Origin of the sequence: Hyphomonas sp. TMED31, from assembly GCF_002172815.1 — a bacterium.
GTDB classification, from domain to species: Bacteria; Pseudomonadota; Alphaproteobacteria; order Caulobacterales; family Hyphomonadaceae; genus Hyphomonas; species Hyphomonas atlantica.
Genome location: NZ_NHCK01000027.1, coordinates 1 through 15,911 on the forward strand (window position 1 = coordinate 1; position 15,911 = coordinate 15,911).

General features: G+C 60.9%; 19 protein-coding genes. 10 read left to right on the plus strand and 9 right to left on the minus strand.

Features of this window, described 5'->3' with window-relative positions:
* Positions 1 to 760: 3-hydroxyisobutyrate dehydrogenase (gene mmsB, locus CBB91_RS04385; protein ID WP_273012366.1), on the plus strand; the 760-nt coding region annotated here is incomplete at its 5' end.
* Here the strand turns inward: mmsB and CBB91_RS04390 are convergent.
* The 5 genes from CBB91_RS04390 to CBB91_RS04410 form a co-directional block, all read right to left on the minus strand.
* The gene (locus CBB91_RS04390; protein ID WP_273012367.1) at positions 752 to 1,654 is read right to left on the minus strand and encodes an alpha/beta hydrolase; all 903 of its coding nucleotides are present in this window, start codon (positions 1,652 to 1,654) and stop codon (positions 752 to 754) included. The genes mmsB and CBB91_RS04390 overlap by 9 nt on opposite strands.
* On the minus strand, positions 1,651 to 2,946 hold the full coding sequence (locus tag CBB91_RS04395; protein ID WP_273012368.1) for an MFS transporter: 1,296 nt from the start codon (positions 2,944 to 2,946) through the stop codon (positions 1,651 to 1,653). Before CBB91_RS04395 ends, CBB91_RS04390 begins: the two co-directional genes overlap by 4 nt.
* Positions 2,947 to 3,050: 104 nt before the next feature.
* On the minus strand, positions 3,051 to 5,348 hold the full coding sequence (locus CBB91_RS04400; protein ID WP_273012369.1) for a TonB-dependent receptor: 2,298 nt from the start codon (positions 5,346 to 5,348) through the stop codon (positions 3,051 to 3,053).
* A 108-nt stretch (positions 5,349 to 5,456) separates the two neighbouring features.
* Positions 5,457 to 6,515: a helix-turn-helix transcriptional regulator gene (locus CBB91_RS04405; RefSeq protein ID WP_273012371.1), complete on the minus strand. Its 1,059-nt coding sequence runs from the start codon at positions 6,513 to 6,515 to the stop codon at positions 5,457 to 5,459.
* 83 nt (positions 6,516 to 6,598) lie between these two features.
* On the minus strand, positions 6,599 to 6,919 hold the full coding sequence (locus tag CBB91_RS04410) for a metalloregulator ArsR/SmtB family transcription factor (RefSeq protein ID WP_241764233.1): 321 nt from the start codon (positions 6,917 to 6,919) through the stop codon (positions 6,599 to 6,601).
* A gap of 235 nt (positions 6,920 to 7,154) precedes the next feature.
* On the opposite strand from CBB91_RS04410, the gene infA reads away from it, so the two are divergent.
* Positions 7,155 to 7,373 carry a translation initiation factor IF-1 gene (infA, locus tag CBB91_RS04415; protein WP_011646371.1) on the plus strand — a complete coding sequence of 73 codons (219 nt, stop codon included), beginning with the start codon at positions 7,155 to 7,157 and terminating at the stop codon, positions 7,371 to 7,373.
* A gap of 5 nt (positions 7,374 to 7,378) precedes the next feature.
* Positions 7,379 to 7,960 carry a nucleoside triphosphate pyrophosphatase gene (locus CBB91_RS04420; RefSeq protein WP_273012372.1) on the plus strand — a complete coding sequence of 194 codons (582 nt, stop codon included), beginning with the start codon at positions 7,379 to 7,381 and terminating at the stop codon, positions 7,958 to 7,960.
* Between the two features lie 12 nt (positions 7,961 to 7,972).
* Here CBB91_RS04420 and CBB91_RS04425 read toward each other — a convergent pair whose 3' ends face one another.
* From CBB91_RS04425 to CBB91_RS04435, 3 genes are read right to left on the minus strand one after another with little or no spacing between them, the layout of a single operon-like run.
* Complete coding sequence (locus CBB91_RS04425) at positions 7,973 to 8,320, minus strand: hypothetical protein (protein WP_035554767.1); 348 nt, start codon at positions 8,318 to 8,320, stop codon at positions 7,973 to 7,975.
* Between the two features lie 12 nt (positions 8,321 to 8,332).
* Entirely contained in the window at positions 8,333 to 8,860 is a 528-nt protein-coding gene (locus CBB91_RS04430) for an RNA polymerase sigma factor (RefSeq protein ID WP_273012374.1), read from the minus strand.
* Positions 8,861 to 8,891: 31 nt separating this feature from the next.
* On the minus strand, positions 8,892 to 9,266 hold the full coding sequence (locus CBB91_RS04435) for a DUF6249 domain-containing protein (protein WP_273012376.1): 375 nt from the start codon (positions 9,264 to 9,266) through the stop codon (positions 8,892 to 8,894).
* Between the two features lie 152 nt (positions 9,267 to 9,418).
* On the opposite strand from CBB91_RS04435, the gene CBB91_RS04440 reads away from it, so the two are divergent.
* From CBB91_RS04440 to CBB91_RS04470, 7 genes are all read left to right on the plus strand, one after another.
* The gene (locus CBB91_RS04440) at positions 9,419 to 10,132 is read left to right on the plus strand and encodes a tyrosine-protein phosphatase (RefSeq protein ID WP_273012378.1); all 714 of its coding nucleotides are present in this window, start codon (positions 9,419 to 9,421) and stop codon (positions 10,130 to 10,132) included.
* Between the two features lie 61 nt (positions 10,133 to 10,193).
* Complete coding sequence (locus CBB91_RS04445) at positions 10,194 to 10,505, plus strand: hypothetical protein (protein WP_035554771.1); 312 nt, start codon at positions 10,194 to 10,196, stop codon at positions 10,503 to 10,505.
* A gap of 120 nt (positions 10,506 to 10,625) precedes the next feature.
* Complete coding sequence (locus tag CBB91_RS04450; protein ID WP_035554773.1) at positions 10,626 to 10,901, plus strand: hypothetical protein; 276 nt, start codon at positions 10,626 to 10,628, stop codon at positions 10,899 to 10,901.
* Positions 10,902 to 10,981: 80 nt separating this feature from the next.
* Positions 10,982 to 11,368 (plus strand): MAPEG family protein, encoded by a 387-nt coding sequence (locus tag CBB91_RS04455; protein WP_273012380.1) that lies wholly within the window; start codon positions 10,982 to 10,984, stop codon positions 11,366 to 11,368.
* Positions 11,369 to 11,412: 44 nt separating this feature from the next.
* Complete coding sequence (locus CBB91_RS04460; protein WP_273012382.1) at positions 11,413 to 12,759, plus strand: TldD/PmbA family protein; 1,347 nt, start codon at positions 11,413 to 11,415, stop codon at positions 12,757 to 12,759.
* Entirely contained in the window at positions 12,746 to 13,870 is a 1,125-nt protein-coding gene (locus CBB91_RS04465; RefSeq protein ID WP_273012384.1) for an inositol monophosphatase family protein, read from the plus strand. The genes CBB91_RS04460 and CBB91_RS04465 overlap by 14 nt, the downstream gene beginning before the upstream one ends.
* A 285-nt stretch (positions 13,871 to 14,155) precedes the next feature.
* A complete protein-coding gene (locus CBB91_RS04470) occupies positions 14,156 to 15,649 on the plus strand; it encodes an ABC transporter ATP-binding protein (protein WP_273012386.1) in 1,494 nt (497 codons plus the stop codon).
* Between the two features lie 81 nt (positions 15,650 to 15,730).
* Here the strand turns inward: CBB91_RS04470 and CBB91_RS04475 are convergent.
* The coding region (locus tag CBB91_RS04475) for a hypothetical protein (protein ID WP_273012388.1) at positions 15,731 to 15,911 on the minus strand (181 nt) is incomplete at its 5' end.

Genomic DNA, 15,911 nt, shown 5'->3' on the forward strand with positions numbered 1-15,911 from the left:
ACAGGCAGCGGCGACGATCGCAGAGGCCGTGAGCGACGCCGACGTGATCGTGTCCATGTTGCCCGCGGGCAAGCATGTCCTGTCGGTCTATTTCGGAGAGGATGGTGTTGCGGCGCAAGCTGCGAAAGGCGCGCTGTTTCTCGATTGCTCAACGATTGCCGTCGAAGACGCGCGTGAAGCCGCATCAAAGGCTGAAGCAGCAGGTTTCCTGATGGCGGACGCGCCTGTGTCAGGCGGCACGGCGGCGGCAGATGCCGGCACATTGACCTTCATGGTCGGCGGTCCGGTCGAGGCCTTCGCGAAGGCAAAGCCGATCCTGGATGCAATGGGCAAGAACATCTTTCATGCAGGCGCCAGCGGGAATGGACAGGTCGCGAAGATCGCCAACAACATGCTGCTGGGCATTTCCATGATCGGCACGTGCGAGGCATTCAATCTGGCGGAAAAGCTGGGCCTCGACGCGCAGACTTTTTATGACATTTCCTCCACCGCCTCCGGCCAATGCTGGAGCATGACGAGCTATTGCCCTGCGCCGGGTCCTGTNCCGACCGCTCCGTCAAACCGCGACTACCAGCCCGGCTTCGCGGTTGCGATGATGCTCAAGGATCTGCACTTGGCAGCTGGCGCAGCGAAGACGGCAGGGGCACAGGTAACGCTGGGCGAGATGGCCGAGAAGATCTATGCTGACCTGGACGCCCGCGGGCATGGCGGGCTCGACTTTTCCGGCGTGATGAAAGACCTGAAGCAGGAATTAGGCTGAGCCGAGTGATCGAATGAAATCGCGGATCGCATCCAGTGAGTGCGGTTCATCCAGAAACGGCGTGTGGCCACGATTGGGAACGGTCAACAGCGTGCTNTTCTTGTGGCGACGAAGCATCCGGTTCGCGGTTTTCTTTGCCAGAATGTCAGACCATTCGCCCCGGATGATCAGCAGCGGGATGGATTTCATCGCGGCGAACACGCGCCACATGGCGAAATTCACGCGCCATCCGGGCGTTGTGCTGCCCATCCCTTTCACAATCACCGGGTCATAGTCGAATACGATCTTGCCATCGGCCTGCTCNACGCAGGTTCGTCTGGCAAANGCCATCCAGTCATCGNCTCCATAATCCGGATAGACGCCTGCCTGCGTCTTNCCAATCGCCGCTGCGGCGTCCCCCCAGCTGTCGAAAATCTCATTGCCTCCGGCATAGCCCGCGATGCGCTTCAGGCCAGNCGGGTTCACTTCCGGGCCGACATCATTCATCACAATACCGCGTATCTTTTCCGGAAACGCCTTGGCCATNAGCATGGCCATCAGTCCGCCCATCGACGTACCGATCAGGATCACCTTGTCCAGATTCAGGTGNGCCATCAGCGTGGCCATGTCCTGTGCGTAAAAGGGCGGTTGGTANGTGGTGCCGTTCGGGTCNCGGTCTGATTTCCCGCGCCCGCGCACGTCCACCGAAATGAAGCGTGCTTCCAGGCCGAGCCCNTCNATCATGGGCTCGAAATCCTTGTGGTTCCGNGTCAGCCCGTGCATGCACAGGATGACGGTGTCGCTGTCGATCGGGCCGTAGTCAGCNGCATACAGGGTCAGCCCGTCATGCGACGTGTAGAAGAGGTCGCGTTTGGTCAGNGTTGTGTTTGCCGGGAGGGACGCTGCTTCGCTCATACGATCTCCGCAGCACGTTTGGCGTCGCGTGCGTATGTGCGACCCGCCAGAGCCAGGAACACGACGCTCAGCGCGTTTAGGCCAAGCATGAGTTCAAGCGCCGACTTCAGTGGAGCCTCATTGCCCTGAGCCGCAAAATACTCGCTCAGNTACCCGACGATGCTGGGGCCTCCGCCGATGCCGATCAGGGTGAGGCAGAACAGCATGAATGCCGAAGCGAACGCCCGCATGCGAAGCCCGACCAGTTCCTGTGAGGCCGTATAGGCAATGCTGGCATAGATCAGGCCAATGAATGCCGGCACCACGTTCCAGGCGTATGCCATATTGATTGTGTCAGCCTGCAGGAACATCCACGCGAACGGCAGGGCGATGGCTGCACATACGGCGATCATCCACGGACGCCATGCCAGGTTTCGCGCGGACAGCCGGTCACAAACGCGGCCCAGGAGGATCGCGCCCACGCTGCCAACTCCGCCAATCAATAGACCGAGAGGGATCGCAATGTCGCTTGGGCCAACATCATAGGTCCGCTGCAGATGGCTTGGCGTCCAGGCGAGGAAGGCATTGGCGGAGATACAGATGAGGCAGCAGCCAGCCAGCATCAGCAGGAAAGAGGTTTGTCCCCCAATGAATTTGAGAGTCTCGCCGAGGGTGGAGGCCTCGCCGTCATCGCTGCGTTGCTCGATGGCGCCGCGCTTTGGTTCGCGGATCGTGAAGCGGACAATGGCGGCCAGTATCAGGCCAGGAATACCCGCGACGAGGAATGCGGTGCGCCAGCCAAAATACTTGTAGACATACCCGCCGATGACAAATCCGGCCAATACGCCAAGCCCGATGCCGGCCGTGTAGATACCAAGCGCGAAGGCTCTTTCTTTTGGCGCATACAGGTCTGAGATGATCGATGTTGCGGGAGGTGTTCCGCCTGCTTCTCCGACGCCGACGCCGACGCGCGCGAGCAGAAGCTGCCAATAGGTTTGGGCAAAGCCGGAGAGCGCAGTCATGCCCGACCAGAGCGCCAGCGAGATGGCCAGAATGTTCCGGCGGTTGCCCCGGTCCGCCCACATGGCGATCGGGATTCCAAAGGTTGCGTAGAATGCGGCGAAGACAAAGCCGGTCAGCAAGCCGATCTGGCCGTCCGAAATCTGGAGTTCCGCCTTGATCGGCTCGATCAGGATCAACAGGATCTGACGATCAATATGATTGAAAGTGTAGACCAGCGTCAGCAGCGCCAGGACATAGGCACGCGAGTTGTTCCGGGAGGTCTGGGAGGGGGCAGCCGCAGTCTGTGTCATGAGCATCCTTCAGGGCGCGGCGATCCGCACGCAACAATATGCAAGGTCCTGGGAGGGACGGGTCGGCAATCCGATGTGTTCAGATTGCCGACCCGCTCAGCTGATTAGAAATCAACCGAGATTGAGGCAGTCAGCGTGCGTGGCGGGCCGTAGAAGGCGGAGTACGCACTGTCGAAACCAAGCTGGCTTGGCGTAACGAAGTTATAGCCTGCGACGCGATACTCTTCGTCGGTCAGGTTGCGTCCGTGAATGCCAAAGCGCAGGCGTTCAGAGGGAGACGTCCAGACGAAGCTGAGATCCAGCAGCGTGTAGGCATCGGGGTCGAGCGCTGGGCCGCCATTCGGGAACAGCACGTTCGTACCCGGCGCGAAGCCTTCATTNTCGATGTTGAAGAGATTGTANTCNTCNCGATANGAGGCCGANCCNGTGATGGAAATTGCCCCGAATTCCGGACCGAAATCTCGCATATAGTTCAACGAGAGCTGGCCCTGCAGTTCCGGCGTATTCTGCGTCACGAACTGGTCGGCGATGTTGGTNCCGGCGGAGATGATCTCCTGAATCTCTGCGTCAATGTAGCCGAGATTNCCCATCAGCGTGAACTCGTCATTGATGAACCAGCTGCCTTCGATCTCGAGGCCGGTNTATTCAGANGAACCGGCATTGAAGACGGAAGACACGAATGTGTCGTTCACGCCGTCATTGTCAGAGTCTGCGCCGCTTTGCACAGTGATCTGCTGGTCGGTGTATTCGGCAAAGAAGACGGCGGTGTTCAGCTGCAGGCGGTCATCAAAGAAGCTGCCCTTCACACCGATTTCATAGCTGTCGACCTTTTCAGGACCGAAGCCTTCTTCCGACAGGCCGAGCGGNTCGAGGTCTGCCCGGGCGCGGGGGTCAAAGCCGCCGGCCTTGAAGCCNTGCGCGAAGGTTGCGTAGATNTTCANGTCGTCGGTAGGCTGATAGGATACCGAAATCCGCGGGGTGAATTCCTCATCTTCCCGGTTCAGGCCAGTATAGCCGGTCTGGGTCGCAAGGAAGATGGATGTGGAGTTGGTCGGATCAAAAGAGGCCGATCCAAGACCGAGCCAAAGCTCGCGAGTTACGTCTGCCGTTGTTTCGTCTTTCGTAAAGCGGCCGCCGAGGGAAACACTCCACTGGTCGGTCAGATCGTAGGTGAAATCACCGTACAGGGAGAAGTTCTCCTTGTCCTGCACACCGGCCTGGTAGACTGTCACGCCAAGGGCGCTGAGCAGCAGGTCGAATGCGCCATCTGCCGTGCCGTCCAGATAGTAGACACCGGCGACACCCGAGAGACGGTCGCCATTGTAAAGCAACTGGAATTCCTGGCTGAACTGCTCGTCGCTGTAGAAGGCGGGAACGTCAAAGTCCGGGTTTGGCAGGGCGTCGAAGTCAATCGGGGTAACGGTCGAGCCTTCGCGGAACGCCGTGATGGATTTCAGCGTGAATTCATTGTTCACGTCCCACTGGCCAGTCAGAGAGAAGCCCTCGGTTTCCACCGAGTTGTCATCGCCGATCCCTGCGCGCGTATCATAGACATTGTCTGTGACTGGCAGGGTGCCATCTCCACTCGGGATCAGGCGGTGGCCGTGTTTGGCGTTGGAATCGTCTTCTGACTTGTCATAGGCGAGCCGGAAGAACAGGGAGTCTGTCGGGGCCCATTCCGCGCTCAGGCGATAGGCCAATACGTCCTTGTCGTAATGATCGGCGCCGGTGAAGAGGTTCTCGCCATAACCGTCGCGCTGATAGCTTGCGACCGCGCCGCCGACTGTGAACGTATCGCTGAGCGGGACGGAGCCGGAGAGGATGGCATCCATCTGGCCATAGGAACCGAAATTGACCTTGGCTTTCAGGTCCGGCTCATCTTCCATTTTTGCGGTGACGTATTTGATTGCGCCGCCAATGGTGTTGCGACCATACAATGTGCCCTGAGGGCCACGCAGGACTTCTATCCGTTCAATGTCGAAAATGTCGAGGATCGCGCCTTGTGGACGAGCGATATAGACATCGTCCACGTAGAGGCCAACGCCTGGCTCAAAGCCCCAGAGCGGATCTTGCTGACCAACACCGCGAATGAAGGCGATGAGCGTGGAGTTCGACCCTCGGGCAACTTCGATCGTGGCGTTCGGCGTCGAGCGCTGGATGGAGGTGATGTCGACCGCGCCGGTCGCTTCCAGCTGCTCACCGCTGAAAGCAGAGACGGAAAGCGGAACGTCGATCAGGTCTTCCTCGCGGCGTTGCGCGGTGACGGTGACGCGGCCAAGGGTGCGGGCCTCTTCGGCCGTGTCTTCTTCAGCGTCCTGCGCATGCGCAGCATATTGGCCTGCAGTCAGCGCGAGCGCCGAAACGAGACCGAATCTCAGCGTAGTGAATTTGTGATGTCCCAATTTTTCCTCCCAAGGGCATTCTTCTATTTGACGGGAGTTTTCCAGAAACCGCACATGACGGCGATGACATATGGGTTCAGCGCGAGTGAACATATTCGCTCGCGCAAATCAGGCTTGAGCGGTTTCGACGCCAGACTTTGCATAGGCTGCGGGTGACACGCCGCGCATTTTCTTGAAGGCGCGATTGAAGGCCCGCACGTCAGAATAGCCGAGGGAATCGGAAACCTGACTGACGCTCATACCCTGGCTGAGCATCAGGCCGGCCCGTTCGGCGCGGCTCTCCTGAAGAATATCTCGGAAGCTGGTGCCTTCTTCGCTCAGGCGCCGACGCAGGGTGGCGACGCTCACGTCGAGACGCTGGGCCACAGCAGCTTGGGTTTCATATCCATCCGAAATCAGATCAGAGGTCCGTACGGCGAAGGCCCGCACATCGGCGGATGGCGCGAGGCCGTCGAGATGTCGGATGACGCGCGCAAAAATGCCATCGGCGGTCAGGTCCACTTCCGGGGCGGGCGTGATGGGCTCGCAGGCAATGTCGATGTCGTAGATCAGCTCGTAGGCCGCATGGCCGTAGCCAATGGGGACTTGCCAGAAACCCAACTGGCCATTCCCGTCATCGTGCCGGTTTCGCAGCAGGCTCACGCGTTGCAGGCCGCGACCGGCTGCGCCGCCGGTCAGGCTGTCGAGCAGGGCGTGAGTCTTGATGAGCAGCGCGTCGCCCACGAAATGTGTCAGCGCGCGATCATCCCGAAAGCGATAGGGGAAGGTGGAATCATCAACGACCAGCGTCAGGGTGCGGTCGGTCTGGCGAACATAATTGTAGCGCCCGCCATGCATCATGTTGAAATGCGATGCGAGGCTGCGAATGGCATCCTGCAAAGTGGCGGCGGCCTGTATCTGTGTGACCACGAATGTGCCGGTCTGGTAGAGCAGCTTTCGCTCTGACAGCTGTGCGGTCAGGTCATCAAAGGATCGGGCGATTTCGCGCTGGATGCGGTAATAGTCGACGAGGTCAATCCGCGTACCCGGCGCATCACGGCGCTTGCCTGGGTCGATGCCCAGTCGGTGCAGCAAACCGTCCACATCCACGCCGGACGCGCCCGCCCATGAAAGGATCGGTTCGATCTGCTGGAGTTCAAAACTGGCCCGGGCCGTTGTGGTCGACATGGAGCGCTTATAGCAGGTTTCGGTATCGAAAACGTATCCTGATTCCAGAGGAAGTTTCCGATTATGTCCTTCCCGCAACAGGTCTAGCGATAATAGGCGCAGAGCGTGTTGACGAGTTCGCGGCCGATACCGCCGGCGCAGCGATAGTAGATGGTCTGCGCATCGCGGCGGCTTTCCACCAGATTCGCCGCACGCAGCTTTGCCAGGTGCTGAGAAACGGCAGAGTGCGACTGGCCAGTCATTTCAGCCAATTGGTGAACCGGTCGTTCGCCTTCATTCAGGGCGCACATGATCTTCAGCCGCGTATCGCTCGACATGGCCTTCATCACCTCTGACGCCTCATGGATGCGCTCTGACATCAGGTCAAAGGCGTCCTTGGTCTGGGGTTTTGCGTGTGCAGCCATTTATTTTCGATCTCGCTTCAGATTTCAGAACCAATTCTGTCCAATATGCGTATATATGCATCAACAAAGTGCAAAACAGGGGCCGATCAGCAGTTGACCGGTCTCTGAAAGCTGAAACTGCCGGTATTACGGGGCTTTTGCTGAGCTTCAAATCTTGCCGGAATCTGTGCAAGGCTTTATGCGCCCCCTATATGCGTTTCGGCGGCGCAACGGACCGCCCTGATTTGGAGACTGCATGTCGAAGGAAGAACTGATTGAATTCGAAGGCACGGTTGTGGAACTGCTGCCGAACGCGACGTTCCGCGTGAAACTCGAGAACGACCACGAGATCATTGCCCACACGGCTGGCAAGATGCGCAAGAACCGCATCCGCGTGCTGACGGGTGACAAGGTGATGGTCGAGATGACCCCATATGACCTGACCAAGGGTCGTATCACCTACCGCTTCAAATAAGAGATATGGCGTCCTCAGGGCCTGTTCCCCTGATCCTCGCCAGTGCGAGTCCCCGGCGGCGAGACCTGCTCGCCCAGATCGGGATAGTGCCGGACGCGATCTGCCCCACTGATATCGACGAAACCCGTCGCAAGGACGAGTCTCCCCGCGCGCTGGCCGAACGGCTGGCGCGAGAGAAGGCTGCGGCTTGCCCGGAAGCGGGCTTTGTACTTGCCGCGGATACCGTGGTTTCGCTGGGTCAGAGGAACCTTGAAAAAGCGGCCGACGCCGAAGAGGCCGAAGCCTTCCTTCGGCTGCTGTCGGGCCGGGCGCATCAATGCATTACCGGCGTGGCCGTGAAAGCGCCGGATGGCCGGGTGAACAGCCGCACCGTGATGGCCCGTGTGAAGGTGAAGCGGCTGACTGATCAGGAGATTGCCGCCTACATCGCCAGCGAGGAATGGCGCGGCAAGGCGGGCGGCTATGGCATTCAGGGCATGGCCGGAGCCTTCATCACCCATATCAGCGGCAGCTATACCACCATTGTCGGCCTGCCGCTGTATGAGACCAAATCCCTGCTCGAAGGCATGGGGTGGCGACCGGCCTGAGACCCGCGCCTGTTAGGCCCGTTCCCAGCTGGTGATGGCCAGCAGGCTCAGCGCCACAACCCCGCCCACCATCAGCCAAATCGGGTCCGCACTGGTCACGAGGCTCGCGTCCTGGCGTGCATCGGTCACGGTTCGGGTGACGATCTGGTCCAGTCCCGTCCAGTTGGCCAGCAGGCCCGGCAATTGCATGGCGGCAACCCCTGCGCCCGCAATGCCGACTGCACCCAGCAGAAGGCGGCGGAACAGGGATCTACGTCGGATGCCGGTCATGACCTCATCCACAAAGGGGGCGGGATCCATCTTGCGGTCTTCTGCCGCGAAGAGATCGGTCAGGTCTGAATAGGTTTCCTGGTCTCGCATCAGATTACTCCATCACGCCACATGGCTGCTTTCAAGGTGTTTGCGAAGCGCCGCCACGCCGCGCGTCACATGGGATTTTATAGTGCCAAGCGGCCAGCCGGTCGCTTCGGCTGCTTCGCGGTGGGACAGGCCCGAGGCCACACACAGCACCACGCAAACCCGCTGGGCCTCTGACAGTTTCTCCAGAGCCCGGTTGAGATCCATCTGGTCTCCGACCTCATCGGATTGCGTGCGTTCAAACGGGATGATTTCGGCGGTTTCGTCGAATTCGATCTCAATCTTCTGCTTGCGGCGGGCTTGCAGGTACTCCCGCCAGCAGATCGTGCAGACCCAGGCAGAAAAGGTGCCGCCCGCGTATGAGCCGATTTTCTGCCAGGCCTTCAGAAAGGTCGCTTGTGCAATGTCGTCTCCGTCGCTAGCCGAGCCGGTCAGGCGGCGGGCCATGCCGCGCACGCGGGCCTGATGGCGCCGCACGAGTTCGGCAAAGTCTGCCTCATGCCCTCGCGCAGCACTTGCGGCCAGGTCCGGATCGCTGCGCATGTCGCGCCCTCCCTCGGCAACCAGTCTCAGCTCAGCCCCTTTGCTCACGGCGACCCGCTGCCCAGAGGCCAAGATAGGCCAGACCGATGAAGACAGGGAAGGACGCAACGCCGATCATCGGCTTGACGGCTTCACCTTCTTCCATGCCGACCATGAGGCCCAGGAAGCCGAAGGCGATGCCGACAGCCATGAACAGCACGCCGCGGCGCAGGTCCGCGCGGACGGGATCGGTAATCAGGGCGAGTTTCTCCATCGCCTCTCCGGTCAGGTCCTGGCCCTTGTNGACGGCATGGCGCACAGTTTCGTGCAGGGTCAGGCGCTTCTTGAAATTGTAGTGACTGACCAGCCAGACGATGCCGGCAATCGATCCGAAAAACGCGATAGGGACGATGATGTCTTCACTCATNAGAGGGNTCCTTCAAGCAAANTGTGGCGGCGGATTTCTGCGCCTTTGCTGAGTAGATGCNGGCNGGATCGNGTTTGGATGCAGGGGGCAGACATTTTTCTTTCTGCCGCCTCTGCTTGCCCCCGGCAGGCCCGGCGGCTAATCGCGGGGCAATGGTAAAGCTGAGATCCAAGAAGAATCGCAAACCGCATGTCGCGCCGGACCTGTCGACGCCGCAGGGGCGCGCCCGTGCCCGGCGTGAACTTGTCTGGGGCGATCATGGTTTCCTGCGCAAGATGTTCTCGAACCTGCACCAGATCTCNCCGGAGATGTGGCGTGCAAACCAGCCATCGCCGAAGAAGGTGGTNGAATATGCCGAAACGCTGGGCATTCGCACGATCCTGAATCTTCGCGGCACCAGCACCAAGGGCTATTACCTTCTGGAGAAGGAAGCCTGCGAAAANGCGGGAATCACGCTGGTCGATTTTCAGGTCTTNTCCCGCGACACGCCAACGAAGGAAGCCTTGTTCGCGGCGAAGGAATTGTTCGACACAATCGAGTATCCGGCACTGATGCATTGCAAATCCGGCGCAGATCGCGCGGGCCTGATGTCTGTTCTCTACAAATTGCTGCGTGAAAAAGTGCCTTATGAAGAGGCAATCGAGCAATTGTCGCTGAAATACCTGCATGTGAAACACGGCAAGACCGGCATGCTGGATGCCTTTTTCCAGACCTATGCCGACTATAATGCAGGCCGCGATCCGGCGGATTGGAAACCCTTCCTGGACTGGGTGGAAGAGGATTATGACCGGTTGCAGGTGAAGGAGGATTTCCTGCGCGAGTTCGGCAAGGGCGTTCAGGTCGACAAGATCCTGCGACGGGAATAGGCGCTTTCCTGTTGGTTAATTTCATGCTTGGCTGGGCATTGAAGTTTCCGGAGCTGCCAGAATGCGCGTCCTGACCCTGTCCTGCCTCTGCTTGGCGATGCTGGCTGCCTGCAGCCAGAAATCGGACCGCGAGCTGCTCACCGAAGCCTGTATTGCCGATGGCGAAGCGCCAGAAACCTGCGCCTGCATCAGTGGCGTCATGGAAGAGAAGCTGAGCCCGGACCTTTACCGTCGCACGGCTGCTGCCATTGGGCGCGAGCGCCGGGATGTGGGCGATTTCGTGGAATCACTGTCGATGAGCGAACAGCTCGAATTCGCTGGTACGCTTTCGGCCATGATCAGTTGTGAATTGTCAGGGCAGGAGGGGGAATGAACCCGGCCTGTCGCAAAACAGTTTCCCGCCAGTCATGGGATATTCGTTTGTCACGTGTAATCGGGTGACGCGCGGAAGCAATCCGCATAGAAATAGCTTGGAGTTAAGGAAGGGGATCTCATGAAGTTCTTTATCATCAACAGCTTCCGCACGATGGTTTACGTTGCCTACATCGCGATCATCGTCGCGGGCATCGCGCTGGGTCTGTATAATCGCGGGGAGTTCACCGGCGAACTGCTCGGCCTGACCGGCACGCTGGCGCAGGTGGCAGACTTTGCTGTCTTCACCGTTGGGGGATGGATCGCGGCCAGCCTTGTCTGCGGCCTGATCGTGACGCTGCTGGACATTCGGGACGACATCAACGACCGCCTGCCAGACGCCCGCCGTGACGACTGATCTGGGCAGATGAACTGTCAGGAATATTCAAGGGCCATCGAATCATTCGATGGCCTTTTTCAATTGGGAGGAACAAGAAAATGACATCACTCGAAGTGGCCGCCGTCTATGTGGCCGTGAACATGCTGCTGCTGATCTATCTCGCACTCCGCGTGGTATCCGTGCGCCAGTCCGCGCGGGTCTCCGTCGGGACCGGGGGAAACGAGACGCTGGAACTGCGCACGCGGGTCCACGGCAATGCGACCGAATACATTCCGGCCATGCTGGTTGGCCTCGTCGTGGCTGCGCTGATGGGACTGCCTGCCTGGGCCATTCACGTGGGCGGCGGATTGTTCACACTGGGCCGGGTGATGCACATGATCGGCATGGGCGGAAACATCCTTCCGCTGCGCGCAGGGGGCATCCTGCTCAGCTGGATTACCATGATCCTCGTTGCCGGGGCGCTGCTCTATCACGCCTTCGCCTGAACTGAGCAGTTGCGCGAAACCGGCGCAAAGTCCATCTAGCCGGAATGGCTGATTTTACGACACCGCCGGCCGATTTGCTCGCCGGACTACTGGACCATTGCCGCAAGGAAGGTGCAGACGCCGCAGACGCCCGTATAGGCGTGACTGAAGGCGTCAGCGTCTCCGTGCGGGATGGCGCACTGGAAAGCATTGAACGCGAAGAAGGCCGCTCGGTCGCGCTGCGCTGCCTGTATGGCAAGCGCCAGGCGCATGTTTCCGGCGCAGACCTGTCCCCGGAGGGGCTGAAGGCGCTGGCCGAGCGCTGCGTGGCCATGGCGAAGGCCGTGCCGGAAGACAAGTATTGCGGCCTGCCGGATGCAAGCGTTCTGGCCACTGGTGATCTCGATATGGATCTGACCGGCGAGCCGGAAATCCCTGCCGAGACGCTGGAGGCGGAAGCGCTGGCGGCAGAAGCGGCGGCGCTGGGTATTTCCGGCATCAAGACCGTGGCCGGGTGCGGCGCATCCTGGAACCGCTCGACCCGCTGGGTCGCGGCCAGCAATGGCTTCTCCGCCTTCAAGACCGGCACATCGACCAGTCTCGGCCTGGCGGCTGTGGCGGAACGCGATGGCCAGATGGAGCGGGACTATGACAGCTGGTCTGTTCGTTTCACCAAGGACCGCCCGACCGCTGCAGAGATCGGAATCACGGCGGGNGAGCGCACCATTTCCCGCCTCGGCTCACGCAAGCTGAAGACCCAGAAAGCGGCCGTCCTGTACGACCGCCGGGTGTCGGCGGGCTTGCTTGGCGCGTTCCTCAGCGCAATCTCCGGCCCGTCCGTGGCGCGGGGCGTCAGCTTCCTGAAGGACCGGATGGGCGAGCAGGTGTTTGCCGATGGTATCCACATCATCGACGATCCATTCCGCCCGATGGGCATGGGATCGCGCAGCCATGATGGTGAGGGCCTGCCGGTGCGGGAGACGCATCTGATCGACAATGGCCGCCTGACGACCTGGCTGCTGAACGGACCGTCTGCCCGCCAGCTGGGGCTGGAGCCGAATGGCTTCTCCGCGCTGGGCTTTGGCGACCCACCGGGCGTAACGACATCGAATTTGTACCTGAAGGCCGGCGACAAGACGCCGGGCGAACTGGTCAAGGCCGTCGGCAAGGGCCTGCTGGTCACTGACATGTTCGGCCCGTCGATCAACCCGAACACGGGCGATTATTCTGTCGGCGTGTCGGGTTTCTGGTTCGAGGATGGCGAGATTGCCTATCCGGTGTCGGAAGTGACGATTGCGGGCGATNTGCCCTCCATGTTTGCCCGCNTGATCCCGGCCTCTGACCTGGAATTCCGGGGCACACGGGATGCGCCAAGCATCATGATCGAGGATATGAGCCTTGCGGGCAGCTGACCGCACCCTGTTTGAAGACATGAAAATCCTGCGCGAACTGGCGCAGGAAGCTGGCAAGCTCGCCCAGTCCTTCATGCAGGGGGACAATCAGGCCGAGACCTGGCACAAGACGGGCGGCAGCCCGGTCACTGAAGCCGACATGGCGGTGAACCAGCTGTGCGCAGACCGGCTGACGCAGTTCCGCCCGGAGTATGGATGGCTGTCGGAAGAGACGCTCGACAATCCGGATGCTCGGCGCAGGGACCGTTGCTGGGTGGTCGACCCGATTGATGGTACGCGCGCCTATATTCGCGGCGACCCGTATTGGTGCATCGGCCTNGCGATTGTCGAGGAAGGCGAAGCGGTGGGCGGNGTGCTCTACGCGCCNGAGCTGGACGAGTTCTATGAGGCCCATCGCGGGCAGGGCGCGTTCCTGAACGGCGCGGCAATCCGGGTCAGCGAGTGCACCAGCGAAGAGGGCTGCCGCCTGATCGCCGCCGAGCAGATGCTGGAGCATCCCGGCTGGCCGGAGCCGTGGCCGCCNCTGACCATTGCCCGGCCCAAGCCGAACTCCACCCTGTTGCGTATGGCCTTCGTGGCGGCGGGAAAATGGGATGCCACGCTCGTCCTGGGCGAGAAGTCGGACTGGGACCTTGCCGCCGGGACTGTGCTCATCGAAGAGGCAGGTGGTGTCGCNACGACACATCGCGGTGAAAAACTCATATTCAACCGGGCAGTACCTGCACAACGTAGCGTCATTGCTTCTGGAAACGCCCTGCATCCTCTGTTAGTGCGCAGGTCAGAATTTGTGACTATACCTGACCCACAGGAAAGGGCGCCCAAACCCGCGCCTGCAGAGACTACGGAGCCAGTCAAAATGGGCGATACGAACGTTCAGACCAAACAGCTTCTTCACATCGTGTTCGGCGGCGAGCTGAAGGATGTGACCGAAGTGGAATTCGAAGACCTGTCCAAGGTCGACTTTGTCGGTGCTTTCCCGAACTACAAGGCCGCCTACGACGCGTGGAAGAATGCCGCGCAGCGCACGGTCGACAGTGCCGAGACCCGCTACTTNATCCTCCATGCCCACAAGCTGCTGGACCCGGAGACGGGGGATCATCATCACGTCTGAGGTGGTGACAGCTNAGGCCNCCAGACAGACGGGGAGCCTGAGGCGCCTGTTTGCAGCCTATTTCCGACCGCACCTCGGCTGGTTTGCGGTCGGNACGCTCATGGCCCTGCTGACNTCGCTCAGCGCCATGGGCTATTCGCTNGTGCTGAAAGATGCTNGGCGANCGGCTNCAGGCNANTTTCGGNGANGAGGCCGCAGGNGCCNNTNNCNGGCCCNGACTGGATCTGGTGGATNGGCGGNGCNATCGTGGCCCTGTCCTGNGCGCGGGCGCTNNCGCTCTACCTGATGACNNTGTTCAACAATACCGGNGTCCAGCGCGGGNTNGTNTCGGTGCANTCNAGCCAGTTCGANTCNCTNACCGATGGNGACTATGCNCGNGTGGCGGCGGATGCNTCNGGNGANTTNGTCTCGCGCTTCATCAATGATGTGAACGCGATCCGCGATGCNGCGCTGCGCTTTGCCAANAATTTCACNAANAGCACAATCACCGTGATCGGNATGTTCGGNGTGATGNTNGTNATCGACTGGCAGCTGACCCTGNTGNTGCTGGTNGCCTATCCNATNGCNTTCGGGCCNGTNATCGGNCTNGGCAACCGNATTCGCAAACGCTCCAANCAGGCNCAGAANCAGGTNGGGCAGGTGACATCGCTCNTGTCNGAAGGNTTNCANTCNGCNCGNGTGGTGAAGGCNTANGGCCTGGAACCCTACCAGAAATCCCGCGCACGTCAGGGCTTCAAGGAGCGGTCGAAACTGTTCCTGAAAGTGCTGACCGACCGGGCCGCCGTGGACCCGATCCTGGAAGTTGCGGGCGGCGCGGCGCTGGCGGGCATATTGGGCTTTGCCGCCTGGCGTATGTCCGAAGGGGCAATGACGCTGGGCGATCTGCTGGGCTTCATCGCAGCGCTGGGCATTGTCTCTCCGGAATTGCGAGCGCTCGGCACGCTGAACGCCGTGGCACAGGAAGGTGGGGCCGCCGCAGATCGCGTGTTCGAGATTGTCGATGCGACAACCCACATTGCCGACGCGCCGGACGCCGAGCGGCTGACCCGGGCAAGTGGCCAGATCGAGTTCGACGCCGTCACCTTTGCCTATCCGGACGGGACGCGCGCCCTGAACGGGCTGTCCTTCAAGGCCGCGCCGGGAGAGACTGTGGCGATTGTCGGCCCGTCGGGCGCGGGCAAGTCCACCGTCTTCAACCTGTTGATGCGCCTCTATGATGCCGAGACCGGCAGCGTGCGTGTCGATGGCCATGATGTGCGGCGTGTGATCGGGGATACGCTGCGCGCCAATATCGGCCTCGTGGCGCAGGATTCCGCGCTGTTCGACGATACGATCCAGAACAATATCGCGCTGGGCCGGCTGGGCGCGACCAATGCCGAGATCGAGGCAGCCGCCAAGGCGGCCAATGCGCATGAGTTCATCTCCGCCATGCCGGAGGGCTATCAGTCGCCAGCGGGCGAAATGGGCCGCAACCTCTCCGGTGGCCAGCGCCAGCGCGTGGCCCTCGCCAGGGCTATCCTGCGCGGCGCGCCGATCCTGTTGCTGGATGAAGCGACCTCGGCGCTGGACGCGGAGAGCGAGGCCAAGGTGCAGGCGGCGTTGGCAGAGTTCTCGCGCGGGCGCACCACGCTGATCATTGCGCATCGCCTGTCCACCGTCCGGGCGGCAGACCGCATCATCGTGATGGAAGACGGCCGCGCGGTCGAGGAGGGTACGCACGACACGCTGATGGCCTCCAGCGGCGCGTACAAGCGCCTCGTGGAACTGCAGCTGAGCTGATCCGATACCCCACCCGCACGTGCGACGCCTGTGAGGGCGCTTCGGTCGTGGGGCTGGGTTTTCAGGAGATTGGAAGCGCGGTCAGGTGTCCGGCAAGGGCAAGGGGCCCTGCGTGAAGACATGCGGGATGTACGCGATGCGGCGCGGAGAGGGCGCGGCAAGGGGCACGAGGTCCCGGCGTTCGCCGGGATGAGCGGGCTCGGGGCCGGTGAGGGCGGCCTGATAGGCTTTGGAGGGAGTGAAGCTGAACGGGTCAGGCGTC

Coding starts and splice junctions, on each gene's coding strand:
- CBB91_RS04405 (WP_273012371.1), bottom strand. CDS start 6,515: ATGTCGACCACAACGGCCCGGGCCAGTTTTGAACTCCAGCAGATCGAA.
- CBB91_RS04410 (WP_241764233.1), bottom strand. CDS start 6,919: ATGGCTGCACACGCAAAACCCCAGACCAAGGACGCCTTTGACCTGATG.
- infA (WP_011646371.1), top strand. CDS start 7,155: ATGTCGAAGGAAGAACTGATTGAATTCGAAGGCACGGTTGTGGAACTG.
- CBB91_RS04420 (WP_273012372.1), top strand. CDS start 7,379: ATGGCGTCCTCAGGGCCTGTTCCCCTGATCCTCGCCAGTGCGAGTCCC.
- CBB91_RS04425 (WP_035554767.1), bottom strand. CDS start 8,320: ATGCGAGACCAGGAAACCTATTCAGACCTGACCGATCTCTTCGCGGCA.
- CBB91_RS04430 (WP_273012374.1), bottom strand. CDS start 8,860: ATGCGCAGCGATCCGGACCTGGCCGCAAGTGCTGCGCGAGGGCATGAG.
- CBB91_RS04445 (WP_035554771.1), top strand. CDS start 10,194: ATGCGCGTCCTGACCCTGTCCTGCCTCTGCTTGGCGATGCTGGCTGCC.
- CBB91_RS04450 (WP_035554773.1), top strand. CDS start 10,626: ATGAAGTTCTTTATCATCAACAGCTTCCGCACGATGGTTTACGTTGCC.
- CBB91_RS04455 (WP_273012380.1), top strand. CDS start 10,982: ATGACATCACTCGAAGTGGCCGCCGTCTATGTGGCCGTGAACATGCTG.